A 25,985-nucleotide genomic window follows, 5' to 3' on the forward strand; every position below is an offset into this window, starting at 1 on the left:
TCTGTAGGAGCCGGCTTGCCGGCGATGGGGGCCTTTGTCTTTGCGCAAAACAAACAGGCCCCATCGCCGGCAAGCCGGACTCCTACAAAGAGCTGAGTGCATCCTTGAGAAACCCGGGGGCGATGTAGCGCTGGTAATGCGCCTCGGAGAGGATAAAAAACTCGCGATCAATGGCATCGCGCAAATCCGGCAAAGGCCAATCGCGAAACTCGGGCAACAGCACCATGCCATAGGCCTCCAGATTATTGATCACCCGAGCCCCGCGAGCGATCAACTGGTAGGCCCAGCAGTATTCGGACTGGTGCGGCACGAAGCGGATCTTGCGCTGCTCCAACTGCCCGCGCAGGGTCTTGGGGTCAAAAACCTCCAGTTTTCCGGCCATCACCTGCACCAACAGCTGCTCCAACCGCAGCCAGACCGCACGTTTTTCCTCTTCGCCGTAGCCATTCCACTGGATCACCTCATGGTGGAAGCGCTTGCAGCCTCGGCACACGAGATCGCCGTAGACCGTGGAGCACAGGCCGACGCAGGGGGTCTTGATGGTTTGGTTGGACATGGGCAACAACACGCCGATCAGCGAAACAATGCGCCATGTTAGCCCTTTGTCTAACGGCGATCACCCCGCAAACTTGGTTAGGCAACTTACCTTTAGAAATTTTTTGCCGTAGAATCATCCGGCCTTGTAAGGCGCCAATAATCCATTGGAAGCTGTTTTCAAAGCGTCACGAGCACAGTCGTTCCTTCAGAGCGGTGTTGGCGACGGTTATTTACGCGGTAAATAGCCAGCGCCAACCCTCATCAGCTCCGCTCTGCAGGCGTAAAACTTTGAAAGCAGCTTCTGTGAGGAATGCCGGCAGCGCTGGCTTTGCGGCCCAAAAAGCCCCCGAGCGCATGCGTGCCGTTCATTTCTGGATGAGCGTCCCGTGGGACCACTGATGAGGGTAATAACTGTGCTTGAAGCCTACCGCAAACATATCGAAGAGCGTGCAGCACTGGGTATCGTTCCCCAGCCGCTTAACGCCGAACAAACCGCAGGCCTGGTCGAGCTGCTGAAAAATCCTCCGGCTGGCGAAGAAGAATTCCTCGTTGACCTGATCACCAACCGCATTCCACCAGGTGTTGACGAAGCTGCCTACGTCAAGGCCGGTTTCCTGTCTGCCCTGGCCAAGGGCGAAGCCACTTCCCCCCTGATCAGCAAACAGCGCGCCGTTGAACTGCTTGGCACCATGCAAGGCGGCTACAACATCGTGACCCTGGTCGAGCTGCTGGACGACGCCACCCTGGCTCCTGTCGCCGCCGCCCAACTCAAGCACACCCTGCTGATGTTCGATGCGTTCCACGACGTGGCTGAAAAAGCCCGTAACGGCAACGAACACGCCAAAGCCGTGATCCAGTCCTGGGCTGACGGCGAGTGGTTCCGCAACCGCCCTACCCTGGCCGACAAGATCAGCCTGCGCGTCTTCAAGGTCACCGGCGAAACCAACACCGACGACCTGTCCCCTGCGCCTGACGCCTGGTCCCGCCCAGACATCCCGCTGCACGCCCTGGCCATGCTGAAAATGGCTCGCGAAGGCATTGTGCCGGACGAGCAAGGCAAGACCGGCCCGATGAAGCAGATCGAAGAAATGCGCGGCCAAGGCTTCCCGATCGCCTACGTGGGCGACGTGGTCGGCACCGGTTCGTCGCGTAAGTCGGCCACCAACTCCGTGCTGTGGTTCTTCGGCGACGACGTTCCGTACGTGCCGAACAAGCGCGCCGGCGGCTTCTGCTTCGGCAGCAAGATCGCTCCAATCTTCTACAACACCATGGAAGATGCGGGCGCACTGCCAATCGAATTCGACGTTACCAACATGAACATGGGCGACGTGATCGACCTGTACCCGCATGCTGGCAAAGTCTGCAAACACGGCACCGACGAAGTCATCACCACCTTCGAAATGAAGACTCCGGTGCTGTTGGACGAAGTCCGTGCTGGCGGCCGTATCCCGCTGATCATCGGTCGCGGCCTGACCGACAAGGCACGTGCCGAACTGGGCCTGGGCCCAACCGACCTGTTCAAGCTGCCTGAAGCGCCTGTCGATACCGGCAAAGGCTTCACCCTGGCACAGAAAATGGTGGGCAAGGCGTGTGGCCTGCCGGAAGGCAAAGGCGTTCGTCCTGGCACCTACTGCGAGCCGAAGATGACCACCGTGGGCTCTCAGGACACCACTGGTCCCATGACCCGTGACGAGCTGAAAGACCTGGCGTGCCTGGGCTTCTCGACCGACCTGGTGATGCAGTCCTTCTGCCACACCGCGGCCTATCCAAAGCCGATCGACGTGACCACCCACCACACCCTGCCTGACTTCATCATGACCCGTGGCGGTGTATCGCTGCGTCCAGGCGACGGCATCATCCACAGCTGGCTGAACCGCATGCTGCTGCCGGACACCGTGGGTACCGGTGGTGACTCCCACACCCGTTTCCCGATGGGCATCTCGTTCCCGGCCGGTTCTGGCCTGGTCGCGTTCGCCGCAGCCACTGGCGTCATGCCACTGGACATGCCGGAATCGATCCTGGTGCGCTTCAAAGGCAAGATGAAACCTGGCATCACCCTGCGTGACCTGGTTCATGCCATTCCTTACTACGCGATCCAGTCGGGTCTGCTGACCGTAGAGAAGAAAGGCAAGAAAAACGCCTTCTCCGGCCGCATCCTGGAGATCGAAGGCCTGAACGACCTGACGCTGGAACAAGCGTTCGAGCTGTCCGACGCCTCGGCTGAACGTTCGGCTGCCGGTTGCACCATCAAGCTGTCCAAAGAGTCCATCACCGAGTACCTGAACTCCAACATCACCCTGCTGCGCTGGATGATCGGTGAAGGCTACGGCGATGCACGTACCCTGGAACGTCGTGCCCAAGCGATGGAAGCCTGGGTCAAGAACCCTGAGCTGATGGAAGCCGATGCCGACGCCGAATACGCCGAAATCATCGAGATCGACCTGAACGACATCAACGAGCCTATCCTCTGCGCACCGAACGACCCGGACGATGCCCGTCTGCTGTCGAGCGTTGCTGGCGAGAAGATCGACGAAGTGTTCATCGGTTCGTGCATGACCAACATCGGTCACTTCCGCGCTGCCGGTAAGCTGCTGGAACAGGTCAAGGGTCAGCTGCCAACCCGTCTGTGGCTGTCGCCGCCGACCAAGATGGACGCTCACCAACTGACCGAAGAAGGCTACTACGGCATCTACGGCAAGGCTGGCGCGCGCATGGAAATGCCGGGCTGCTCGCTGTGCATGGGTAACCAGGCACGTGTAGAGCCGAACTCGACGGTTGTGTCGACTTCCACCCGTAACTTCCCGAACCGCCTGGGTGACGGCGCGAACGTCTACCTGGCCTCGGCTGAGCTGGCGGCGGTTGCCTCCACCCTGGGTCGCCTGCCGACTGTCGAAGAGTACATGGGCTACGCAGCGAAACTGGACACCATGGCCAGTGACGTCTACCGCTACCTGAACTTCGACCAGATCGCCGAGTTCCGTAAAATCGCAGCAAGCGCCAACATCCCGGTGATTCAAGCCTAAGGTGTGTTGACGTAAAAGGACGCCGCGTATTCCACGATACGCGGCGTTTTTTTAAGGCTGGGATTTGGCCAGTTGCACCGCGCCATCGACACTCAAGGCGCTGAGCTGAACCTGCGGTGCCTGTGCTTCGGGCAAGGCCCGCAACACGTCCATCGCCGGATGCCGCACACGCGCCAGCACCAGGCGCTTGCCCTCCCCGCGCACCTGGGCAAAGAACGCCGCCAGGGCTTCAATACTGGTGCCATCCAGGTCCGGCGACTCTTCCAGGCTCAACACCACGGCGTCCACCGGCGACTGGCGCATCAAGCGCAAGGCGGCGCCGAGGATACGCTCGGCATTGGCGAAGAACAGCGCCTCGCTGGGCCGCACGATCAATACACCGGGCACTGCCACCACATCGGCGTGGTGCTGGCAATCGACAAAGTCATGGCTGTTACCCAGACGCCCGAGCACCTGGATGTCCGCCGACGACATCTGGCGCAGCATCAATACCACGCTGATCGCCACCGCCAGCAGCAAGCCATCCAGCACGCCCAACACCAGCACCGCCGCCACAGCACAGACCACCAGCAAACGGTCGCGCCGCCACAGGAAATAACGCCCCAGGGGTTGCAAACTCAAGCCCCGCGCCAAGGCATACACGACGATAGCTGCCAACACCGGCTCCGGGGTCAGCGCCACATACGGCAGCACGGTCAACACGATCGCCAGCACCACCAAGGCCGCGACAATACCCGACAGGCGCGAGTTGGCCCCCGCCGCTTCATTGGCCGAGGTGGCCGAATACCCGGCACCGGCCGGCATGCCATGGAACAACCCGGACACCAGGTTGGCCGCGCCCAAGGCCAGCAGGTCGCGGTTGGATGACACGCGATCGCCGTGTTTAAGCGCAAACGAGCTGATGGAGCCGTAGGACTCCGCATACAGGATCATCACCAAGGCAAACGCCAGTTCGCCCAACCGCAGCCAGTCGGCGAACGGCAAATCCGGGAAGTGCCCCAACGCCAGGCGCAGGTCGATCAGACCGATCAGTGCAACGCCGTGGGCCTGCAGGTCCAGGTATTGCCCGGCAACGATGCCCAGCACCACCACCAACAGCCCGCCCGGCAAGCGCGGAATCCGCGCGCACACCCACAGCACCAGCAAGGCCACCCCGGCCACCGTCGCGGCCGGCCAGTTCCAGCGGGGCAACTGCTCGAGCAATTGCGGCAGGAAGCGGATCAGGTTGTTGTCGGTCAGGTGCACGCCGACCACGCTGGCCAACTGTTTGAGGATGATGGTCAGCGCCAATCCGAAGGCAAAGCCGCGCAACACCGGTTTGGCGATGAACGACGTCACGCCTCCGAGCTTGAACAACCCCGCCAGCAGGAACAGTAGCGCAGTGATCAGCACCAGGCCGAACGCCAGGGACAACCTCAACGCCGGGTCACCACCGGCCAAGCTGGCCGTAGCCGCCGCCAAGACTGCCGCCGAAGACGAGGTGGCCGAGACAATCGCAAAGCGACTGGTGCCGAACAGGCCGTAACACAGCAGCCCTGCAAACAGGGCAATCACCCCAGCCTGGGGCGGCAATGCGGCGATGCTGGAATACGCCACCGCTTCGGGCAGCAGCAACCCGGCAATGGACAACCCGGCAAGCAGGTCCTGGATACGGTTGGGCGATGCAACAACAGGCGTATTGGTTTCAGTTTTCAATCGGCCCTACCCATCCCGGCAAATAACGTGCTTCCTGGCTGCGCGCCAGGACCATGGCCTTGGCCAACACCTTGGCACTCGGCTGGCTGACCACATCGCTACCGATACGGGTGCGGAAAAAGTCAGCCCAGAGAAACTCGCTGAACGGCGTAGCATCCTTGGCGTAACCACCCGCCGTACGCAACAGGCCGGCCAGACTCCGGTAGGGATCGTCCTGCAAGTCGGTAATCTTTCGGGGGATAGCCTCGTAGGAGCGACGCAGCCCCCGGGCATCGTAGGGGTGCACCCATTGGTTGAAGGCCATGACATTCCAGAACGTGCTGCGCTCGACAAACGACAAGTCCTTGAGCATCAGCAACGACACGCTCTTGACCTCCTCAAGCAGCAGGGCCAGCCCAAAGTGGTGGTGATCGGTAATGTAATAGCGCTCGTCCGGCCCCAGCACGCAGGGAAACCAATGTCTATCCAGCGCAGCGGCGCGCTCCTTGCGCTTGAGCTTGGTCCAGGCTTCGCGCTTGGCAGCGACCTCAGCCAGACCGACGGTGAGTTGCGTGGGGTGCAGCTTTTCCAGCTTGCCGGTGACCAGTTGCGGGCGGGGCCGAGCCATGGACAACTCCAAAAAGGAATCTATAAGCCGACAAGCTTAGCCCTCATTGCAACGCAGGTATCTACAGAAGTTCTGGCTTTGGCTTTGGCTTTGGCTTTTGATCTTGATCTGAGGCGCCCCGTCAACCACGCTGGCCGAACGCAGGCTTGAATCCGTGGGTAACCCGGCAGGACGCCGGGTTAGCCGTCCTGGGCCAAGGATGGCCCATGACGGCGGCCCACGGATTCAAGCCGGAGTGAGGGCATGTCGAGCCTAGGCGAGACACCGAGTGGTGGGGCAAGAGCGCTTTGGTTACTTTCGCGCTTTTCGAAAGTGACCCGCCGTAAGGGCGGAACCCTAAGCCGCCGTTACCGCAGCAACGGATATGTACTCCGGCCAAAAATTTATAGCGCCCAGCCCACAGTCATCGCAGGCAAGCCAGCTCCCACAGTTGGAATGCGGGGGTGTCAGGTAGGGGTGGGTTGGCTGAGTGACCGCCATCGCTGGCAAGCCAGCTCCTACATTAGAGCGCAGTACATCCAATCAAGCTTAGTCGCCTGACAGGCCGCCTTCGCGAGCAAGTCGAATCGTCGCAACGCCGCTCCCACAGTTTGAATCGATTGACACCCATGCCGCACGCACAAAAAAGGCCGATTCGCGGTGCACGCGAATCGGCCTGTGTCGTTGCCGCCTGGAATCAGGACAGCAGCGAGTAAATCAGCGCAGTAATCGCCACCAGGCCCACCGCCGTGACAAACACATTGGACGCCTGCCCACGGTACTTGGCCATGGCCGGCACCTTGCGGATGGCATACATCGGCATCAGGAACAGAATCGACGCGATGACAGGGCCGCCCAGGGTCTCGATCATGCCGAGGATGCTCGGGTTAAGCGTGGCGACGATCCAGCACACCACCAGCATGAAGGCTGCGGTCATGCGGTCCAGGGTCTTGGGTGCCGGACGGCGACCGGTCTTGACCACCAAGCCCTTGAGGCCTTCGCTGGCGCCGATGTAGTGGCCCAGGAACGACTTGGCAATCGCAACGAACGCGATCAGCGGCGCGGCGAAGGCGATGGTCGGGTTGTCGAAGTGGTTAGCCAGGTAGGACAGGATCGACAGGTTCTGCGCTTTCGCCTCGGCCAACTGCGCCGGCGACAGGGTCAGCACGCAGCTGAACACGAAGAACAGCACCATCACCACCATCAACAGGTGGGCGCGGGACAGGATCTGCGAGCTGCGCTCATCGGCGTGGGCACCGTACTGGCGCTTCTGGTCCACCGCAAACGCCGAGATGATCGGCGAGTGGTTGAACGAGAACACCATCACCGGAATGGCCAGCCACAAGGTGTTGAGCAGCGCCGAGGGGGCCGGCACTTCACTTGCCGTGCTGAGGATGCCGCCGGTCCAGTGGGGGATCAGGTACACGGCCAGGAACAGCAAGGCCACGATAAACGGATACACCATCAGGCTCATGGCCTTGACGATCACTTGCTCGCCGCAACGCACTACGGCCAACAGGCCGAGGATCAGCACAAACGCCAGGATCGCCCGGGGCGGCGGCATGATGTGCAGCTGGTGCTCCATGAAGCTGCTGACGGTATTGGTCAGTGCGACGCTGTAGATCAACAGGATCGGGAAGATCGCAAAGAAGTACAGCAAGGTGATCAGCGCGCCGGCCTTGATGCCGAAGTGTTCTTCAACCACGTCAGTGATGTCGGAGCCTTCACGGCCGGACAGGACGAAACGGGTCAGGCCACGGTGGGCAAAGAACGTCATCGGGAACGCCAGCACGGCCAGGATCAGCAGCGGCCAGAAGCCCCCCAGGCCGGCGTTGATGGGCAAGAACAAGGTGCCGGCGCCAATGGCGGTGCCGAACAGGCCAAGCATCCAGGTGGTGTCCTGGCGGCTCCAGCTTGTGAGGGTTGCAGGTGTCGTCTCATAACGTTGGTCGACGCTATTGGCCTGATCATTCATCCGGTCGGATCTCCGCATTTCCATAGCCGGGACGAGTCAGAAAAACCTGACAGGCAGCGCCCCGACCATAACAGGGGCGCGATTGTCCGGGATTCTCCTGAATAAGCAAAGACTTAGCTGAGGAACGGTTGTGCGGTGCAGACGTTCAAGGGTGGCTAAAAGCGCCGGTTTACGCTGGCTCCAGCGCCGCTGCCAGAATACATTCCCCAACAAATCTATTTTAGATTGCCGGGCATTCCTGTACTTTTTAGCGCAGTGCCCGCCTTTCTCCCGAGAACCCCGCCATGCCTCGCGTCTCCCGCAAACAAGCCGAACTCAACCGCGAAATCATCGTCGAGGCCGCCACGCGCCTGTTCCGTGAACGCGGGCTGCATGGCATCAGCCTGTCGGACGTGATGGCCGCCGCCGGCCTGACCCACGGCGGTTTCTACGGGCACTTTGCCTCCAAGGAAGCCCTCGCGACCGAGGCGTGCCAAAAAGCCTTCGAGCAATCGAACCTCGGCTGGCAGGACAAGATCAGCGCCAGCGCTGACGCCCAGGCCGCCCGGGAAGCGATCCTGCGCCCGTACTTCTCGACCCACCACCGCGACAACCCCGGCGACGGCTGCCCGATCTCGGCCTTTACCCCGGACATGTGCCATGAACCGGCCGACACCGCCTTGCAGCACAGTTTCATCAACGGCGTCGAGCAGTCGCTGGAGGTCTTCGACCAACTGCGGGATGACCGCCGTGAGGCCATGCTGGCGGATTACGCAATGATGGTCGGCGCGTTGGTGCTCGCCCGTGCGACTCGAGGCAGTGGCTTGTCAGAAGAATTCCTCAGCGCCGCCCGAAACACGCTTCTGCCCGAGAAGAAAACGGACGCATCCGTTGACAGCCACTGACCCGCCACAGCATGATCGGGCCATGAATCTTATCCAGCTGTTCCTCACCCGCACCACTACCACGACCGCTTCTGGCGGGTCGTGCGGTGACCGTGGGTGCATGAACTAGACACACCCCGGAATCACCCCAAGGCCCCGCCAGCAATGGACGGGGCCTTTTTATTGCTCCGTCACCTGGCACACATAAGGAGCACCCCCATGGCTAACGCCCTGCTGATCATCGACATGCAAGTCGGCCTGTACGACGGCCCGGAAAAACCCTTCGAACGGGAGCGCGTGCTCGATACCATCAACCTGCTGATTCAACGCACCCGCGCCGCCCACGCACCGATCTTCGTCGCTCGCCACACCGGCCCGGCTGGCTCCCCCATCGAAGCGGGCAGCCCGCTCTGGCAACTGTGGCCGGGCCTTGAGGTAGACGAAGCCCGCGACTGTCTGTTCAGCAAAACCCGCCCCAGCTGCTTTTTAGGCACTGACCTGGCCGAGCGCCTGGCGGCAGCAAACGTCGATGAGTTGGTGATCGTCGGGATGAAAACGCAGTTCTGTGTCGACACCACTTGCCGGGTGGCGGTTGAGCTGGGGTTTTCGGTGGTGTTGCCGGAGGATGGCCATACCTGCATGGACACCCCGGCGCTGTCCGCCAGGGCGATCATCGAGCATCACAATGCGACGCTGGCAGGGACATTTGTGAAGCGGGTCAAAGCGGTGGATGTCTGGCGTTAGGCCGTGGCTACCGCCGACTAAAAAGCCGAGGTCTTGCGCAGTTCGCCATTGATGGCGTCCTGCGCAACGTTCAGTTGTTCTACAAGCTCTGTGGTTTCGTGTGCCGTCAATGCCACGACCGGACGATCCCAGTCGAAATTCTTGATGACATTTATCCGGAAACCACCCGAAGCATCAAACTCAGGGTACCAACCCACATCCAGTAGTAGTCCACCGGCAAACTCCACCTGGAGCATATCTTCTTTCAGCAAGTCGGTTTGTTTTGCCACCGCAATGTCCTGCAACAGTGACAGATCGTCATGGGTGACTGTGCCACCGCTAAAGTTGAACGCGATCAATTTGTTAACCTCATGAATTCCTGTTCAGAAATCGGGTGGCCATGTATAGCGCCAGCACTGAGTTCTACTCGCACCCAGCGGCTGAGCTTTCCATGACTGGCTCCGATGCAATGCTGGCATTCCATCACTTTCCAGGGTTTTCCGTTGGTGGTGGGCACTCCATTTTTATAGGCCTCTCGTTCCAGCTTTTCAATAGCGATGCCGGGCCGGTATTTGGCCGGGCCGACCACTGTACTGGCGATGACCGTTCTCCAGGGGACAAGCGTTGAGGGGCAGTGTTTGTAACCGTATGGCGTCCATTCGATCTCTTCAGGTGTGGCAGGAACAAAGCATCCATGTCGTCTCTGCAGGTGGGAAAGTCGACAAAGTCTGGCTCAGTACACCCACCTTGGACGGACGGTTTTGAAATTCAGACAGGCCTTACGAAAGAAGAAAATTTTCTATCCCAACAAAACGCTCCGTCTTACAAATCACGCATACTGCCCCTCTCAAACCCTTCAGGAAGAGCCTTCCGATGTCCACCACCGTTCTGGTCCTGGTTGAAACCATCAACGAATACCTGCAAATCATCGAGAGCAATGACTTTCATGTGATTCTGGCGCCGACGCCTGCCGAACGCGCCCAGGCGATCAAGGCCCATGGTGGGCAGATCAAGGCGGTGCTGACCCGTGGCCCGCTGGGCTTGTATGCCGAAGAAATCGCCGCCTTGCCGCTGCTGGAGATCATCTGCGTGATCGGCGCTGGCTATGAGCACGTGGACCTGCAAGCGGCGAGCAACCGTGGGATTGTCGTGACCAACGGCGCGGGGGTGAACGCGCCGTCGGTGGCCGACCACGCCATGGCGCTGTTGCTGTCGCTGGTGCGCGGCATCCCCCAGACAGACGCCGCCGTGCGCCGCAGCGAATGGCCCAAGGTAATGCGCCCGTCACTGGGCGGCAAGCAACTGGGCATCCTCGGCCTGGGTGCGGTAGGCATGGAGATCGCTAAACGTGCGTCCCTCGGGTTCGGAATGGAGGTGAGTTATCACAACCGCCAGCCCCGCGATGACGTGGACTACACCTATTGCGCAACCGCCGTGGAACTGGCGCGCACCTCGGACTTCCTGATCCTGGCCACGCCCGGCGGGGCCAGCACCCGTCACCTGATCGATCGCCACGCCCTTGACGCACTGGGGCCCAACGGCTACTTGGTGAACATCGGCCGTGGCAGCGTGGTGGTCACCGCCGACCTGGTGACGGCACTGGAGCAGCGCCGGATCGGCGGCGCCGCACTGGACGTGTTCGACGATGAGCCCAAGGTGCCCGACGCGCTCAAGAAGCTGAGCAATACCGTGCTCACCTCCCACGTCGCCGGCCTGTCACCGGAAGCCGCCCATGACACCGTGCAGCGCGTCGCCGACAACCTGGTGGAATACTTCGCCGGCCGCCCGGTGCTCACGCCGGTCGCCCTGCCCCCGCCCACTAAATGACCGATCAGGCACGCTGATCATCATCCAACACGCTAACCTATAAAGCCGCCCCGACCTTGTCGCTGGGCGGCTGCGCGCATTAGATTAGGAAATAGTCCGAGGCCTTTAGAATAAGCAGAAGGGATAAGCATGGCGCTTAACGACCAATCGACCCAGATTCGCCCAGGCGAAGAACTTGATGCCAGCCTGATCGATCCCTACCTCAAGGCCCATATCCCGGGCCTGAGCGGCACGCCCAAAATCAGCCAGTTCCCCGGCGGTGCGTCGAACCTGACCTACCTGCTGGAATACCCGGGCCAGGAATTCGTGCTGCGCCGCCCGCCTTTTGGCCACAAGGCCAAGTCAGCCCACGACATGGGCCGCGAATACCGCATTCTCAATCAGCTCAAGGACGGCTTCCCGTATTGCCCCAAAGCCTACGTGCATTGCACCGATGAGTCGGTGATCGGCGCCGAGTTCTACGTGATGGAACGGGTCAACGGCATCATCCTGCGCTCCGACCTGCCGGCCGAACTGGGCCTGGATGCGGCCAAGACCGAGGCCCTGTGCAAAAGCTTCATCGACAAGTTCGTGGAGTTGCATCAGGTCGACTACACCGCCTGCGGCCTCGCCGACCTGGGCAAGCCGGAAGGCTACGTGGAACGTCAGATCCGTGGCTGGAGCGACCGCTACGAGAAGGCCCTGACTCCCGATGCGCCGCGCTGGGAAGCCGTACGCGCCTGGCTCAACGACAAGATGCCGGCCGACCACCCGACCTCCAGCATCGTACACAACGACTACCGCTTCGATAACGTGATCCTCGACCCGCACAACCCGATGCAGATCATCGGCGTGCTCGACTGGGAGCTGACCACCCTCGGCGATCCGCTGATGGACCTGGGCAACACCCTCGCCTACTGGATCGAAGCGGCGGACCCGGCGCCGGTGCAACTGATGCGCCGCCAACCGAGCAATGCCCCCGGCATGCTCACCCGCCGCCAGTTCGTCGACTATTACGCCGAACGCGCAGGCATTGAGATCGACAATTTCGACTTCTACTACACCTACGGCCTGTTCCGCCTGGCCGGCATCGTGCAGCAGATCTACTACCGCTTCTTCCATGGCCAGACCCAGGACAAACGCTTTGCACAGTTCATTCACATGAACAAGCTGCTGGAGCAGATGAGCCTGAACGTCATCAGCAAATCGTCCCTTTAAGGAACCGCTATGTCCAAGACCCACCTGTTCGACCTCGACGGCAAGATCGCTTTCGTTTCCGGCGCCAGCCGTGGCATCGGCGAAGCCATCGCCAAGTTGCTGGCCCAGCAAGGCGCCCACGTAATCGTGTCCAGCCGCAAGCTGGAAGGCTGCCAGCACGTGGCCGATGCGATCGTTGCCGACGGCGGCAAAGCCACCGCCGTGGCCTGCCACATCGGTGAAATGGAACAGATCACCCAGGTGTTCGCCGGTATCCGCGAGCAGTTCGGGCGCCTGGATATCCTGGTCAACAATGCGGCTACCAACCCGCAGTTCTGCAACGTACTGGACACCGACCTCGGTGCCTTCCAGAAGACCGTTGACGTGAACATTCGCGGCTACTTCTTCATGTCGGTAGAGGCCGGCAAGCTCATGCGTGAGAACGGCGGCGGCAGCATCATCAACGTGGCGTCGATCAACGGGATCTCCCCGGGTGTGTTCCAGGGCATCTACTCGGTGACCAAGGCCGCCGTGATCAACATGACCAAGGTGTTCGCCAAGGAGTGCGCCGCGTTCGGCATTCGTTGCAACGCCCTGCTACCTGGCCTGACCGACACCAAGTTCGCCTCGGCGCTGGTCAAGAACGACTCGATCCTGAAAATGGCCCTGGCGCAGATTCCCCTCAAGCGTGTGGCCGACCCCAGCGAAATGGCCGGCGCGGTGTTGTTCCTGGCCAGTGATGCGTCCAGCTACACCACGGGCGTGTCGCTGAATGTGGACGGTGGTTTCCTGTCCTGATTCCGCGGGCATCACCCACCTCAATGTAGGAGCCGGCTTGCTGGCGATAGCGATCCATCAGTGAACAGCGTTGCAGCTGACCCACCGTCATCGCTGGCAAGCCAGCTCCTACAGTGGATCTTCTTCGTTACGCAGCCTCCCGTGGGAGCTGGCTTGCCTGCGAAAGCGGCGGGCAAGCCCCACATTGTTGATCGGCGGTGTACTCAAGGGTTTGGCGGTTGTTGCCGAAAACTCACCGCGAGGCGGTTCCAGCCGCTGATGCTGGACACCGCCATGGTCAGGTCGACCAGTTCCTGCTCACTGAATTCTGCGCGCACTGCCGTGTAGAGCTCATCTGAAACCCTTGAAGTCGGCAGCGTTGCCACCGACTCGCACCAGGCCAACGCGGCCTTCTCCCGCCCGTTGAAAAACGGCGAATCGCGCCACACGCACAGCGCGAACAGGCGCCGCTCCGTCTCCCCCCGCTGCCGTGCTGCCATCGAGTGCATGTCGGTACAAAACCCGCAGTGGTTGAGCTGCGAGACGCGGATCTTGATCAGTTCCAGCAACGGCTTTTCGATGGACAACCCAAAGGTGGCAGCTTCCAGCATCAACATGCCCTTGAGCGCTTGCGGTGAGGCGGTGTAGTAATCCAGGCGGGGTTCCATGGGCGGTTCTCGTGCGGCCGGTGCGATGACAGCCCAGCCTAACGCCCAGGCGCTGCAAGCCCTATAGCCAATCGGGCGGATTCTGGACAGACCATTTTGAGGGCGCCACGCGAGCGAGTAACCTTGGGGCAGATTTAGCGCCTCAGGATAAAACATGGAACTGCACGTGGTGATCAACGGCCGCAAGGACCTGGCCGAACAGTTGTACCAGCAGCTGCGTGAAGCCATTGGCTCCGGGCGCCTGGCGGCGGGCGCGCAATTACCCCCCAGCCGCCTGCTGGCCGAGCAACTGGGCGTGTCGCGCAAGACCGTCTCCGACACCTATGCCACCCTGACCTACGAGGGCCTGCTGGTGGGCAAGACCGGCCGGGGCACGTTCGTCAATGCCCATGCGCCCCAGGCCGAGCGCGTGCAAACCGCCACCGACCTGGCCTGCGCCGCCAACCTGGGCAAATGGGCGGCGCTGCCCTCACCCATGCGCCACCCCACCCGTGACAGCACGCTGCGCTACGAATTTATCGGCGGCGCCACCAGCCGCAACCAGTTCCCCCAGGATGAATGGCGTCGTTGCACCCAGGACGCCTTGCGCCGTATCGCCCAGAACAGCGGTTTCTACAGTCAGCCCGAAGGTTTGCCAGCGCTGCGCGAGGCGATTGCCGGGCATATCGCGTTTTCTCGCGGGGTCAAATGCCGCGCCGATAACATCGTGGTGACCAACGGCGCCCAGCAAGCCCTGGACCTGATCGCCCGCGTGGTGTTGGAGCCGGGCACCATCGTCGCCATGGAAGATCCCGGCTACAGCCCGGCACGCCAGTTGTTCATGGCGATGGGCGCCCAGGTGGCCAGCGTCCCGGTGGACGAACAGGGCATCGAGGTGGACAAGATTCCCGACGGCACACGGCTGATCTACGTGACACCGTCCCATCAGTTCCCCCTCGGTATGCCCATGAGCCTGGCGCGGCGCGAGGCGCTGCTGGCCCGCGCCTTCGTGCTGGGCGCAATCATCATCGAAGACGACTACGACAGCGAGTTCCGCTACGAAGGCCGTCCCACCGATTCCCTGCAAAGCATAGACACCCGAGGCGTGGTGACCTATGTGGGCACCTTCTCCAAAACCTTGCTGCCGGAACTGCGCCTGGGCTACGCCGTGCTACCTCCGGCGATTTATGGTGCGGTGCTCAAGGCCAAGCAACTGACCGACCAGCACAGTTCCACCCTACCCCAGTGGGCCCTGGCCAAGTTCATCAGCGAAGGCTACCTGCTCAAGCATATCCGCCGCTGTCACACGGTGTACGCCGGACGCCGCGAGCGCATTCTGCAACGTCTGGCGGGTGATCTGTCGCCGTGGTTCGAGGCCGTGCCGACGGTGGCGGGCTTCCACATGGCGGCGCTGTGCAAGGTGCCGGTGAACATCCCGTTGCTGATGGAATTGGCGCGGCAGGTGGAGGTGGGGCTGTACCCGGTGGATGTGTTCTTCCATGACGTGCCGGTGCGATCGGGCCTGGTCATCGGCTTCGGCGCTATTGAGCTGTTGGACATCGACCCGGCGCTGGACCGGGTGCGCGATATCCTGCAGCAGATTGGCTAGGCTGTTTTCCGCAGGATTGGTCATTGGTCGAGCACGGGGTCGGGCGTAGGGTGAAGGGGTCTCGAACTACGCGGAAACCCCCATCATGAAACGACTGCTCGCTGCCACGCTGATGCTCGCCTCCCTCAGCGCCTTTGCCCACGAACCGGTGTACAACCAGGAATCGATCAAGGTCCTGCAAGAACACGCCCTGACCAACGTGCCGGGCAAGAAAACCATCATGCTCACCGTTGACTACGCCCCCGGCCAGGCCACCGTGCCCCATAGCCATACCGGCACCGCCGTGGCGTACGTGCTGCAAGGCGCGATCACTTCACGGGTGAATGATGAGCCGGCAAAAACCTACCAGGTCGGCGAAACCTTCTACGAACCGGCCGGTTCCCGGCACTTTGAATCGAGCAACGCCAGCCAGACACAACCGGCGAAGTTGCTGGTGGTGATGGTGCTGGATGACAAGGCCGAGGTGCTCACTCCATTGAAGCAATGACTCCGACCTGTAGGAGCCGGCTTGCCGGCGATCGGGCCTCAAGTGATGCAGTGATACCCAGGCCGCCATCGCCGGCAAGCCGGGCTCCTACAGGTTTGAGCGTGGGCTGTCAGGGGCGTTTGAATTGATGGCGCAGTGCTTCGATCTGTGGCCGGCAAGCGCAGCCTTCGAGGTGGTCATTGACCATACCCATCGCCTGCATCAGCGCATACATCGTGGTCGGGCCCACATAGGTCCAACCGCGTTTCTTCAAGGCCTTGGAGAGGCGCACCGAGGCCGGTGAGGTTGGGTTCGTCGTCCAATAAGCCATGTCCACCACGGCCGGGCGCTCTTCCTCAGCGGGCTCGAACGCCCACAACCAGCGCGCCAACGAACCCGTCTCGTCCACCAGCTCACACGCCCGCCGCGCATTGTTGATGGTGGACACGATCTTCGCCCGATTGCGCACGATGCCGGGGTCGCTCATCAAGCGTTCGATATCCGCCTCGCCGTACTGCGCCACCCGGCGAAAATCAAAACCGTCGAACGCCGCCCGGAACTGCTCGCGCTTGCGCAGAATGGTGATCCACGCCATGCCCGCCTGGAAACCTTCCAGGCAGATCTTCTCGTACAACAAGGTGTCGTCCCCTACCGGCACGCCCCACTCGTGGTCGTGATACTGCGGGTACTGCGGTGCCGCCGTTCGCCATGTGCAATGGGTGCGCCCGTTTTCGTCCGTTGTCAGCCCTGGTTTGTCCATCCATCACCTCATCTACTCAGCCGTGGATGATAAGCGAAAAAAATTTGAGCCCGCCAACCGCTCAAGCATCGCCCTCACCGACCAACTGGTCAGACCGGGACCGGTCAACCCCTGAATATTTACTTGTGATTTCAAAAAAACCCGGCGTAGACTGGCCCCGCACTGGACTTACCGGTATGACCACAACAATTAAGCCCTGGAACCACCAGGGCACCGAATAGAGATCCCTCCCATGCTCAGATGGTGCTCGCGTTCGATTTTCCTGCAAGTCGTGATTGGCCTGATGCTAGGCATAGTCTGCGGCCTGGCCTTTCCCGAATTCTCCTCGCAACTCAAACCCCTGGGTGACGGCTTCATCAAGCTGATCAAAATGCTGATTGGCCTGATCGTGTTCTGCGTGGTGGTCAGCGGTATTTCCGGCGCGGGCGACTTGAAAAAGGTCGGGCGCATCGGCCTCAAGTCGGTGATCTACTTTGAAGTGCTCACCACCGTCGCCCTGGTGATCGGCCTGGTGATGGCCTTCAGCACCGGTATCGGCCAAGGCGCCAATATCCACCTGGAGCAGCTGTCGTCCGCCGGCCTCAATGAACTGGCCGACAAGGGCCAGCACATCCGCGGCACCAGCCAGTTCCTGATGGACCTGATTCCCAATTCGGTGATCGGCGCCTTCGCCGACAACAACGTGCTGCAAGTGCTGTTGTTCTCGGTGCTGTTCGGCAGCGCGCTGAACCTGGTGGGCGAAGCAGCGTCGGGCATTTCGCGCCTGATCAACGAACTGAGCCACATCATCTTCCGCATCATGGGCATGATCGTGCGCCTGGCGCCGATTGGCGTGTTCGGTGCGATCGCTTTCACCACCAGCACCTACGGCCTGGATTCCCTGCAACACCTGGGCAGCCTGGTAGGCCTGTTCTACCTGACCTGCTTTGCCTTTGTCGGGCTGATCCTGGGCCTGGTGATGCGCCTGTCAGGCCTGCGCATGTTGCCGCTGCTCAAGTACCTGCGCGAAGAACTGCTGATCGTGATGGGCACCGCCTCCTCCGACGCGGTGCTGCCACAGATCATGCGTAAACTGGAGCACCTGGGCATCGGCAGTTCCACCGTGGGCCTGGTGATTCCGACGGGCTACTCGTTCAACCTTGACGGGTTCTCCATCTACCTGACCCTGGCCATTGTGTTCATTGCCAACGCCACCGGCACGCCGCTGTCGATGACCGATTTGCTGACCATCCTGCTGGTGTCGCTGATCACCTCCAAGGGGGCCCACGGCATTCCCGGCTCGGCGCTGGTAATTCTGGCGGCGACGCTCACGGCAATCCCGGCCATTCCAGTGGTGGGCCTGGTGCTGGTGCTGGCGGTGGATTGGTTCATGGGCATCGGCCGTGCGCTGACTAACCTGATCGGTAACTGCGTGGCGACCGTGGCTATCGCGCGCTGGGAAAAAGACATCGATATCCAGCGGGCCAACAAGGTGCTCGACGGCCAGCAAGGCTATGCCTTCCAGGCCAAGAAACCGGTACTGCCGGCCCACCAAGAGTTCTGACCCGCTCTCAACCGCTGCATAAATCTAATGTGGGAGCTGGCTTGTCGGGTCGCCGCATCGCTGCGATAGCGGTGGGTCAGCAACGGAGCTGCTGGCTGACAGTCAGTCATCGCAGGCAAGCCAGCTCCCACATTTTGACCGTCGCCCATTTGACAATCGTATTCGCAACATCAAGGAGAGGTAGACGTGATCAGCACCTCAACCGTCGTCAATTCAGTGGTAGAAAAACTGCGCGCCGCCTTGGCGCGTGGCCAGTGGCGCCGGGGTGAAATGCTGCCCGGCCAGCGCGAACTGGCCGAACAGATGGGCATCAGCCGTCCGAGCCTGCGCGAAGCCGTGATCGTGCTGGAAACCCTCGGCCTGGTGCGCTCCATGCCGGGCAAAGGCGTGGTGGTGCTGGAAACCAGCGTCAACGAGCCGCAATCGAGCGATGCCGTCGCCGACGCGAGCCTCGAAGACATCCTGCAACTGCGCTACACCCTCGAGCCCTTCATCGTCGGCCTGGTGGCCCAGTCCATCAGCAGCAAGGAAGTCGGCCAACTGCGCCTTACCCTCATGGACATGCGCGAAGCCCTTGACGCCGAAGACGCCGAAGCCGGCATGAATGCCTATATCGGCTTTCACGAAGAACTGTTCGCTCTCACCTCCAACCCGATCTTCCAGAACGTGGTGCAACAGACCAGCAACGCGCTCAAGCAAAGCGCCCAAGTGCTGCGTAACTCCCCTGAACATCTGGCGGAACGCTTGCAGGAAAACGAAGCCGTGGTGCGCGCCATTCGTAACAAGAACAGCGCCCTGGCCAGCGCCGAGATGCGTCGGCACATCCTCCAAGAAGGCCTGCGCATGGGCATTCGCTTGAACATCCCGGACGACCACCTGGGCAGCTGACTTTAGGAGACTGGCCATGACCGCTCACGCCTTGCACTACGAACCTACTCTCCCGACCCTGCGCCTGGTCGCGGGTAAAAAACCTTCGGTGGACGACATCTACCCACGCCTGTTCGACGCCATTCTCGAGCAACGTATTGCGCCAGCCAGCCGTTTTACAGAAGAAGGCCTGGGCGAAATCTTCGGAGTGAGTCGCAGCGTGATTCGCCGCGTGTTGGCCAAGCTTTCCCATCAGCAAGTGATCATCCTGCGCCCCAACCAGCGCGCCCAAGTGGCCGCTCCAGATGCCCAGCAAACGCGGCAGATCCTCGAAGCCCGACGCCTGACCGAAATTACCGTGGTGCAATTGGCTTGCGTGCACGCCACACCGACCCAGGTGCGCCAGCTGCGCGAGCTGATCACCCGTGAGCGCGAGTGTATAGAGCGCGACCAGCGTGGCCCGGCGATTCGTTTGTCCGGCGAATTTCACCTGCAATTGGCGGCGATGGCACGCAATGCCCCCCTTGCGCAGTTTCTCAACAGCCTGGTACCGCTAACCTCGCTGATCATCGCCCAGTACGAAGCGCACGCCTGCACCTACTGCGCATGGCAGGACCATATGGCCATTGTCGACGCCGTGGAACAGCGAGATGTGACGGCCGCCGTGGCCTTGATGACGGAGCACCTGGATCATTTGGAAACCCGGCTACTCAAGCTCAACTGACGGCGGCTGTCACCTGCAGCGCCACCTAAAACGGCCGCGTGACCAACCCGCACGTTGGGTGCGACCTGCACCGGGCGCAATAACAAACCGGCGCCTGGTGCCGCTCACCCTAGTTATGTACCGACTATGGCTCTAACCGCGACCGTAACCTGTTCTGGCACAACTCAAGTGCTCAATGACAGGTAAAAACATGAACATGGATACTCAAACACTGCCAGCGCTGTTCGCACTGCTCACAAAACTGGACAGTGAAGAGAACACACAGACCGCCGCCGCCACCCAAGCAGCACTCGACCACCTGAACACCACGGCCACCAAAACAGGGTTTGAGTTGTTTTCTCTTGAGAATTACGCGCAAGCCGAACTCCCACTGACGGTCGCAGCAGCACAGGGTAACGCAGAGGCGCAGTACGCACTGGCAACCTGTGTGAGCCGTCGCGATGGCGGTTTTCGCAGAGCGTCTGAAGCAACGCGAAAATGGCTCTGGTTGGCAGCCGCTCAAAACCATGTCCCGGCACTGATGAGGCTGGGCGACGCTGCCTCCCTGAAAAAAGCGAATGAACTGCTGACGCCCGCAGCACTTGCTGGCGACGCTGAAGCCATGGTGCTTCTTTTCAAACTCACTGATAACGTGAAATGGTTGAGCATGGCCGTAGCCAAGAACCACCACCACGCCCAATTCCTGCTCGCCGTAGCCTACCGCAAGACGCCGGAACTGGTTCCCAATAGCGTAGAACGTAGCGCGCTCATTGAAGAGCTTTTGCAAAAAGCGGCAGATGGCAACGATATGCTTGCATTGGCTGACCGAGTGTTCCCCTCCGATTCCACTGCTGACGTCAAAGAGAAGCAAGATAGGCTGATCCAGCTAGCGCAGTTGGGTCAGATCGACGCACTCCTGGAGTATGGGTATGCGTTGGCGCACCTGCCACGCAGTGGCAAAGGAACATCTAACTTTCCGCGAAGGCACGCGACAGCCGCACGTACGTACGGGCTTGAAAAGGATCTCGCTCGTGCTTATGCCACTCTGAATTTCGTCATGCCTAAACTGGCTAGTGACGCAGAGGCTGAAGTACTGGCACAAGACCTCGACGCAATCCGGCATCAAATGAACCCAACGCAGTTTGCAGGCGCCGAACGCATTGATCACGACCTGAAAAGAATCATCCCATCGCTATTCAAGTCAATGGAGCGTCTGATCATCGTAGGGGCGCCGTACTGATCACAGTGCGTCGCTTCGACGGATAGGCCGCCCATAAAAAATCCCCGCATCGTTGAATGCGGGGATTTTTTAACGCAGAGCCAGGCTTTAAAGCACTGACTGACCGCTCAACGCCAGGTCCAGCAACTCACGGTTAGCCACCGCGTACATGGCGTAGTCCGTGCCAACCGCAGCACGAATTTCAACCATCATCGCCACCCAACGATCGGCCATGTCTTTGTGCTGCTCAAGCCACAGGGCCACGCGGGCTTCCATGTCTTGTGGCGCGTCGGCCATTTGCAGAACAGAGATAGTGATCGCCCGTTGCTGCCAGTCCACGTCGTCGCGGAAGGCTTCGCGGGCCTGGGCCTGCCAGTTGTTGGCCACTGGCAGATCGCTGATCTGCTGCAGGTACCATGGCAAGTCCAGGGCGCTGCCGACGGCGAAGTAGGCCTTGGCCACTTCGGCGGCGTCATGCCCGGTCACGTCCGCGGCTTCGATGATCGGCAACAAGGTGTACAGGTGAGTCGTACCTGCAACCATGCGCGCCAACAGCTCAGGCACACCGGCTTCGGTGTACTTGCCGTAGCGGTTCTGCCAGCCTTCGCGGGTCGGGCCCTCCAGCAGTTCGTCAAGCTTGAGGCCCAACGCCGCCAGGTGCGGACCGAAGTGCGCGGTGTCACGACCAGCGTCCTGCTCGTTGCGACGGCTGCGCAGGAACCAGCGCGTAGCACGACGGCCCAGGCGCATCAGCTCGTCCATCAGCTCCAGTTGCACGTCAGCGGAAACCTGGTGGTCCAGGGCTTCGATCTGACGGAACCAGTGCGGGAGGTGGAAGATGTCACGCACGATCACATAGGCGCCCGCCACGTTCGCCGGGCTCATGCCGGTCGACTCTTTGAGTCGTTGAACGAAAGTGATGCCCATGTGGTTGACCAGGTCGTTAGCGATCTGGGTGCTGACGATCTCGCGCTTCAGACGGTGACGACGCATGGCCTCGCCGAACTTGGCGACCAGGCTCGGTGGGAACGCGGTCTCCATGTCACGGGTCAGGTAGTCGTCATCCGGCACCAGCGACTTGAGCAGGGCTTCCTTGAGGTCGATCTTGCTGTACGAGATCAGCACCGACAGTTCCGGACGGGTCAGGCCCTTGCCGGTCGCGGCGCGCTCGGTGAGCTGCTCCTCGGTCGGCAGGTACTCGATGGCGCGGTCCAGCTTGCCACGGCCTTCCAGATCGCTCATCAGGCGCTTGTATTCGGCGGCACGTTCGTAGGCACGGCGCGCGGCCAGGGACAGGGCCTGGGTCTGCTTGTAGTTGTTGCCCAACACCAGGCTGCCGACTTCGTCGGTCATGCTCGCCAGCAACTGGTTGCGTTGCTTGTCGGTCATGTCGCCGGCCTGCACCACTTCGTTGAGCAGGATCTTGATGTTCACTTCGTGGTCGGAGCAGTCCACGCCACCGGCGTTGTCGATGAAGTCGGTGTTGGAACCGCCGCCATTGAGGCCGAATTCCACACGACCCAATTGGGTCATGCCGAGGTTACCGCCCTCGCCCACCACCTTGCAGCGCAGCTCGTTGCCGTTGACGCGCAGGGCGTCGTTGGCCTTGTCGCCCACATCGGCGTGGCTTTCGCTGCTGGCCTTGACGTAAGTGCCGATGCCGCCGTTCCACAACAGGTCTACCGGCGCCTTGAGCAAGGCGTTCAGCAGTTCGGTCGGGGTCAGCTTGTCGGCCGAGATGTCGAAGCGCTCTTTCATCTGTGGCGAGATGGCAATGCTCTTCGCGCTGCGCGAGAAGATACCGCCGCCTTCGGACATGATGCTGGTGTCGTAGTCGGTCCAGGCCGAACGCGGCAGCTCGAACATGCGCTGGCGCTCGACGAAGCTGGTGGCCGGGTTCGGGTTCGGGTCGATGAAGATGTGCAGGTGGTTGAAGGCCGCGACCAGTTGCAGCTTGTCGGACATCAACAGGCCGTTACCGAACACGTCACCGGCCATGTCGCCGACGCCCACCACGGTGATGCTGTCTTCCTGCACGTTGATGCCGCGCTCACGGAAGTGACGCTGCACGCCGACCCACGCGCCCTTGGCGGTGATGCCCATTTTCTTGTGGTCGTAACCGGCCGAACCACCGGACGCGAATGCATCGCCCAGCCAGAAGCCGTAGTCGATGGCAATGCCGTTGGCGATGTCGGAGAAGGTCGCGGTGCCCTTGTCCGCCGCGACGACCAGGTACGGGTCATCGTCGTCATGGCGCACGACGTTGGCCGGTGGCACCAGGGCGCCGTCTTTCAGGTTGTCGGTGATGTCCAACAGGCCAGAGATGAAGATGCGGTAGCAGGCGATGCCCTCGGCCGCGATCTCATCCCGGCTGCCGCCCAGTGGCAGGCGACGCGGCAGGAAGCCGCCCTTCGCACCCACTGGCACGATGACCGAGTTCTTCACTTGCTGAGCTTTTACCAGGCCGAGCACTTCGGTACGGAAGTCTTCTTCACGGTCGGACCAGCGCAGGCCGCCACGGGCCACGTTGCCGAAACGCAGGTGCACACCTTCAACGCGCGGCGAGTACACGAAGATTTCAAACTTCGGCACTGGTTTTGGCAGCTCGGGAATGGCACGCGGGTCGAACTTGAAGCTGAAGTACGACTTGTTCTGGCCGTTGGCGTCGGTCTGGTAGAAGTTGGTACGCAGGGTGGCCTTGATCAGGTCCAGGTAGCGACGCAGGATGCGGTCTTCGTTGAGCACCTGAACATCGTCCAGGGCGGTGAGGATCGCTTGCTCCAGGCGCTGCTGCTTGTCTTCCAGGTCTTCGCTGGTGAGCTTGCGCGCCAGGTAGAAACGGGTCTTGAACAACCGGGTCAACTCGCGGGCGATGTCGGTGTGGTTGTTCAAGGTGCTGGCGATGTAACCCAGGTCGAAGCCCAGGCGGATCTGCTTGAGGTAACGGGCGTAGGCACGCAGCAGGGCCACGTCGCGCCACGGCAGGCCAGCGGTGAGTACCAGGCGGTTGAACGCATCGTTCTCGGCGTCGCCATGCACGATGTGCACGAACGCGTCCTGCAGGGTGTCGTTGAGCTGCTGGATATCCAGGTTCACGCCTTCGGCGGCGATGAACGCGAAGTCATGGATCCAGAACTCACGGCCATTGGCGTGACGCAGGCGATACGGGAACTCGCCCAGCACACGCAGGCCGAGGTTTTCCAGGATCGGCAGCACGTCGGACAGCGCCAGCGGGGTGTCGGCGTGGTAGAGCTTGCAATGCAGCTCACGCTGGCCGGAGACCTGGCCCAGCGGCTGGTAGAAGCTCATCACCAGCGGGTTGGCTTCGGTCAGGCTGTTGAGGTGCTGCATGTCGACCACGGCCGAATGCGCGGCGAAACGCTCGCGGTAGCCCGCTGGGAAGCCTTTCGGGAAGTCGGCCAGCACGTTGGTGCCCTGGGCTTCGCCGAAGCTTTCCACCACCAGGCTGGAGTAGTCGTCCTGCCAGCTGCGGCAAGCCTGCACCACTTCTTTTTCCAGTTGCAGCGGGTCGATGTCCAGGCGGTTCTTCGGGTCGACCCGCAGAATCAGTTGCACACGGGCCAGCACGGACTCGGAGAAGAAGGTCCAGAACTCGCAGTCCGAGGCTTTCAGGCGATCCATCAGCACTTGCTGGATCTTCTGGCGCACTTCGGTGGAGTAGATGTCACGCGGCACGTAGGCCAGGCAGTAGCAGAAACGACCGTACGGGTCTTTGCGCAGGAACACGCGGATCTTGTTGCGCTCCTGGATCTGCACGATGGACATCACGGTGCTGAACAGCTCGTCGACCGGGGTCTGGAACAGGTCGTCACGTGGCAGTACTTCAACCACCTGCGCCAGTTCCTTGCCCAGGTGAGCCTTGGCCTGGAAGCCCGAGCGACGCTCGATTTCCGCGACCTTGCGACGGATGTACGGGATCACTCGCACGCTTTCGCCATACACCGAGGAGGTGTACAGGCCCATGAAACGGTGTTCCTTGATGACCTTGCCGTCGGCGCTGATCTCACGGATCGACACGTAGTCCGGATACGCCGGGCGGTGTACGCGGCTTGGGTGTGCAGCCTTGGCGAACGACAGCACGGTCGGTTCACGCAGGTAGGCCACGGCGTAGTCTTCGATGCGGGTGTCTTCGGCGGTGAGGCCGGCACGCAGCAACTTGGTCAGGCCGAGGAACGAACCGGCGTCATATTCGATATGACCGCCATCCGCCTCGTCACGTACCACAAACTCTTCATAGCCGAGGAAGGTGAAGTGGTTGCCCACCAGCCATTCCAGGAAGCTCTTGATCTCGGCTTTTTCTTCGCCGTCGATGGCGAACTGGCTGGCGTCGATACCGGCCAGCAGGTCCTGGACCTTGGCTTTCATCGGTTCGAAATCGGCCACGGCCACGCGCACTTCGCCCAGTACCTGCTCCAGCTCTTTGCTCAGCACGTTCAGTTCGGCGGCGTTGGCGCAGCGGTCGATCTCCAGGTACATCAGCGATTCTTGCTGGATGCCTTCGCCCTGGGTGCCTTTTGGCAGGATTTCCAGCAACTCGCCCTTGGCGCCACGGCGCACGCTGAGCACGGTGGTTTGCAGGGTGTGGATGCTGTAGCCACGGCGGTTCAGCTCGGTGCGTACCGAGTCCACCAAAAATGGCAGGTCATGGTGCAGCACTTCGACCGCGGTGTGGGTCGACTGCCAGCCATGACGTTCGTAATCGGGGTTGTAGACCCGCACTTGCGGTTGGGTGTGATCAAAGCGCTCAAGCAGGCGCCACGCAGAGAGGGTGCAACCGGCCAGGTCGGAAAGGCGACGTTGGGTCAGTTCGTCGAGGGAAATGATGCCGAAGAATTGTTCAGCGAACAGCGCCACTTGTGGCAGTGCCTGTTCACTGATGTGCTGCGCCAGTGCCGCTTGCAGTTGATGCTGGAAGTCGGCCTTGCTGGCTGCGGTGAAGAACGCCATCTGTGGTACTCCGCTTGGGCT

The 25,985-nt window shown here is 61.2% G+C and carries 20 protein-coding genes; 12 read left to right on the forward strand and 8 right to left on the reverse strand.

Going from position 1 to position 25,985, the window contains the following annotated elements; genetic code table 11:
• Positions 1-82: 82 nt before the first annotated feature.
• Positions 83-556, reverse strand: coding sequence for a DUF1289 domain-containing protein (locus AC07OV_RS18150; protein ID WP_494998034.1), 474 nt, complete (start codon positions 554-556; stop codon positions 83-85).
• A 394-nt stretch (positions 557-950) separates the two neighbouring features.
• Here AC07OV_RS18150 and acnB point away from each other — a divergent pair, with 394 nt between their 5' ends.
• Positions 951-3,560 carry a bifunctional aconitate hydratase 2/2-methylisocitrate dehydratase gene (gene acnB / locus AC07OV_RS18155; protein WP_176996174.1) on the forward strand — a complete coding sequence of 870 codons (2,610 nt, stop codon included), beginning with the start codon at positions 951-953 and terminating at the stop codon, positions 3,558-3,560.
• Between the two features lie 51 nt (positions 3,561-3,611).
• Here acnB and AC07OV_RS18160 read toward each other — a convergent pair whose 3' ends face one another.
• From AC07OV_RS18160 to AC07OV_RS18170, 3 genes are all read right to left on the reverse strand, one after another.
• The gene (locus tag AC07OV_RS18160) at positions 3,612-5,255 is read right to left on the reverse strand and encodes a SulP family inorganic anion transporter (protein WP_495092713.1); all 1,644 of its coding nucleotides are present in this window, start codon (positions 5,253-5,255) and stop codon (positions 3,612-3,614) included.
• Complete coding sequence (locus AC07OV_RS18165) at positions 5,245-5,862, reverse strand: ParB-like protein (protein ID WP_494998036.1); 618 nt, start codon at positions 5,860-5,862, stop codon at positions 5,245-5,247. The genes AC07OV_RS18160 and AC07OV_RS18165 overlap by 11 nt, the downstream gene beginning before the upstream one ends.
• Positions 5,863-6,538: 676 nt before the next feature.
• Positions 6,539-7,816: a serine/threonine transporter gene (locus AC07OV_RS18170; RefSeq protein WP_494998037.1), complete on the reverse strand. Its 1,278-nt coding sequence runs from the start codon at positions 7,814-7,816 to the stop codon at positions 6,539-6,541.
• A gap of 284 nt (positions 7,817-8,100) precedes the next feature.
• Here AC07OV_RS18170 and AC07OV_RS18175 point away from each other — a divergent pair, with 284 nt between their 5' ends.
• Positions 8,101-8,700 (forward strand): TetR/AcrR family transcriptional regulator, encoded by a 600-nt coding sequence (locus tag AC07OV_RS18175; RefSeq protein WP_494998038.1) that lies wholly within the window; start codon positions 8,101-8,103, stop codon positions 8,698-8,700.
• 198 nt (positions 8,701-8,898) lie between these two features.
• Positions 8,899-9,423, forward strand: coding sequence for a cysteine hydrolase family protein (locus tag AC07OV_RS18180; RefSeq protein WP_494998039.1), 525 nt, complete (start codon positions 8,899-8,901; stop codon positions 9,421-9,423).
• Between the two features lie 17 nt (positions 9,424-9,440).
• Here the strand turns inward: AC07OV_RS18180 and AC07OV_RS18185 are convergent, their stop codons facing one another.
• Positions 9,441-9,761 (reverse strand): hypothetical protein, encoded by a 321-nt coding sequence (locus tag AC07OV_RS18185; RefSeq protein ID WP_494998040.1) that lies wholly within the window; start codon positions 9,759-9,761, stop codon positions 9,441-9,443.
• A 514-nt stretch (positions 9,762-10,275) separates the two neighbouring features.
• Between AC07OV_RS18185 and AC07OV_RS18190 the strand changes: the two genes are divergently transcribed.
• The 3 genes from AC07OV_RS18190 to AC07OV_RS18200 all read left to right on the forward strand — a co-directional run bounded on the left by AC07OV_RS18190 (position 10,276) and on the right by AC07OV_RS18200 (position 13,203).
• Complete coding sequence (locus AC07OV_RS18190; protein ID WP_176995799.1) at positions 10,276-11,229, forward strand: 2-hydroxyacid dehydrogenase; 954 nt, start codon at positions 10,276-10,278, stop codon at positions 11,227-11,229.
• A gap of 129 nt (positions 11,230-11,358) precedes the next feature.
• The gene (locus AC07OV_RS18195) at positions 11,359-12,426 is read left to right on the forward strand and encodes a phosphotransferase family protein (protein WP_176995798.1); all 1,068 of its coding nucleotides are present in this window, start codon (positions 11,359-11,361) and stop codon (positions 12,424-12,426) included.
• Between the two features lie 9 nt (positions 12,427-12,435).
• Positions 12,436-13,203 (forward strand): SDR family oxidoreductase, encoded by a 768-nt coding sequence (locus tag AC07OV_RS18200; protein WP_495092714.1) that lies wholly within the window; start codon positions 12,436-12,438, stop codon positions 13,201-13,203.
• 203 nt (positions 13,204-13,406) lie between these two features.
• Here AC07OV_RS18200 and AC07OV_RS18205 read toward each other — a convergent pair whose 3' ends face one another.
• Positions 13,407-13,850, reverse strand: a complete 444-nt coding sequence (locus tag AC07OV_RS18205) for a carboxymuconolactone decarboxylase family protein (protein ID WP_494998043.1) — start codon at positions 13,848-13,850, stop codon at positions 13,407-13,409.
• Positions 13,851-14,004: 154 nt separating this feature from the next.
• Between AC07OV_RS18205 and pdxR the strand changes: the two genes are divergently transcribed.
• Together pdxR and AC07OV_RS18215 are read left to right on the forward strand one after the other, a co-directional pair.
• Positions 14,005-15,438: a MocR-like pyridoxine biosynthesis transcription factor PdxR gene (gene pdxR / locus AC07OV_RS18210; RefSeq protein WP_495092715.1), complete on the forward strand. Its 1,434-nt coding sequence runs from the start codon at positions 14,005-14,007 to the stop codon at positions 15,436-15,438.
• 85 nt (positions 15,439-15,523) lie between these two features.
• Positions 15,524-15,925, forward strand: a complete 402-nt coding sequence (locus AC07OV_RS18215; protein ID WP_176995795.1) for a cupin domain-containing protein — start codon at positions 15,524-15,526, stop codon at positions 15,923-15,925.
• Between the two features lie 109 nt (positions 15,926-16,034).
• On the opposite strand, the gene AC07OV_RS18220 is transcribed toward AC07OV_RS18215, so the two are convergent.
• Positions 16,035-16,664: a DNA-3-methyladenine glycosylase I gene (locus AC07OV_RS18220; protein ID WP_176995794.1), complete on the reverse strand. Its 630-nt coding sequence runs from the start codon at positions 16,662-16,664 to the stop codon at positions 16,035-16,037.
• Positions 16,665-16,881: 217 nt separating this feature from the next.
• Here AC07OV_RS18220 and AC07OV_RS18225 point away from each other — a divergent pair, with 217 nt between their 5' ends.
• The 4 genes from AC07OV_RS18225 to AC07OV_RS18240 all read left to right on the forward strand — a co-directional run bounded on the left by AC07OV_RS18225 (position 16,882) and on the right by AC07OV_RS18240 (position 21,017).
• The gene (locus AC07OV_RS18225; RefSeq protein WP_495092740.1) at positions 16,882-18,207 is read left to right on the forward strand and encodes a C4-dicarboxylate transporter DctA; all 1,326 of its coding nucleotides are present in this window, start codon (positions 16,882-16,884) and stop codon (positions 18,205-18,207) included.
• Positions 18,208-18,393: 186 nt separating this feature from the next.
• On the forward strand, positions 18,394-19,095 hold the full coding sequence (locus AC07OV_RS18230) for a FadR/GntR family transcriptional regulator (RefSeq protein ID WP_176995793.1): 702 nt from the start codon (positions 18,394-18,396) through the stop codon (positions 19,093-19,095).
• A 16-nt stretch (positions 19,096-19,111) separates the two neighbouring features.
• A complete protein-coding gene (locus AC07OV_RS18235; RefSeq protein WP_176995792.1) occupies positions 19,112-19,798 on the forward strand; it encodes a GntR family transcriptional regulator in 687 nt (228 codons plus the stop codon).
• 190 nt (positions 19,799-19,988) lie between these two features.
• Entirely contained in the window at positions 19,989-21,017 is a 1,029-nt protein-coding gene (locus AC07OV_RS18240; RefSeq protein WP_494998045.1) for a tetratricopeptide repeat protein, read from the forward strand.
• Between the two features lie 87 nt (positions 21,018-21,104).
• Here AC07OV_RS18240 and AC07OV_RS18245 read toward each other — a convergent pair whose 3' ends face one another.
• Positions 21,105-25,964, reverse strand: a complete 4,860-nt coding sequence (locus AC07OV_RS18245; protein ID WP_494998046.1) for an NAD-glutamate dehydrogenase — start codon at positions 25,962-25,964, stop codon at positions 21,105-21,107.
• Positions 25,965-25,985: the final 21 nt, after the last annotated feature.

The organism is Pseudomonas sp. GW821-FHT09A09 (genome assembly GCF_059418405.1).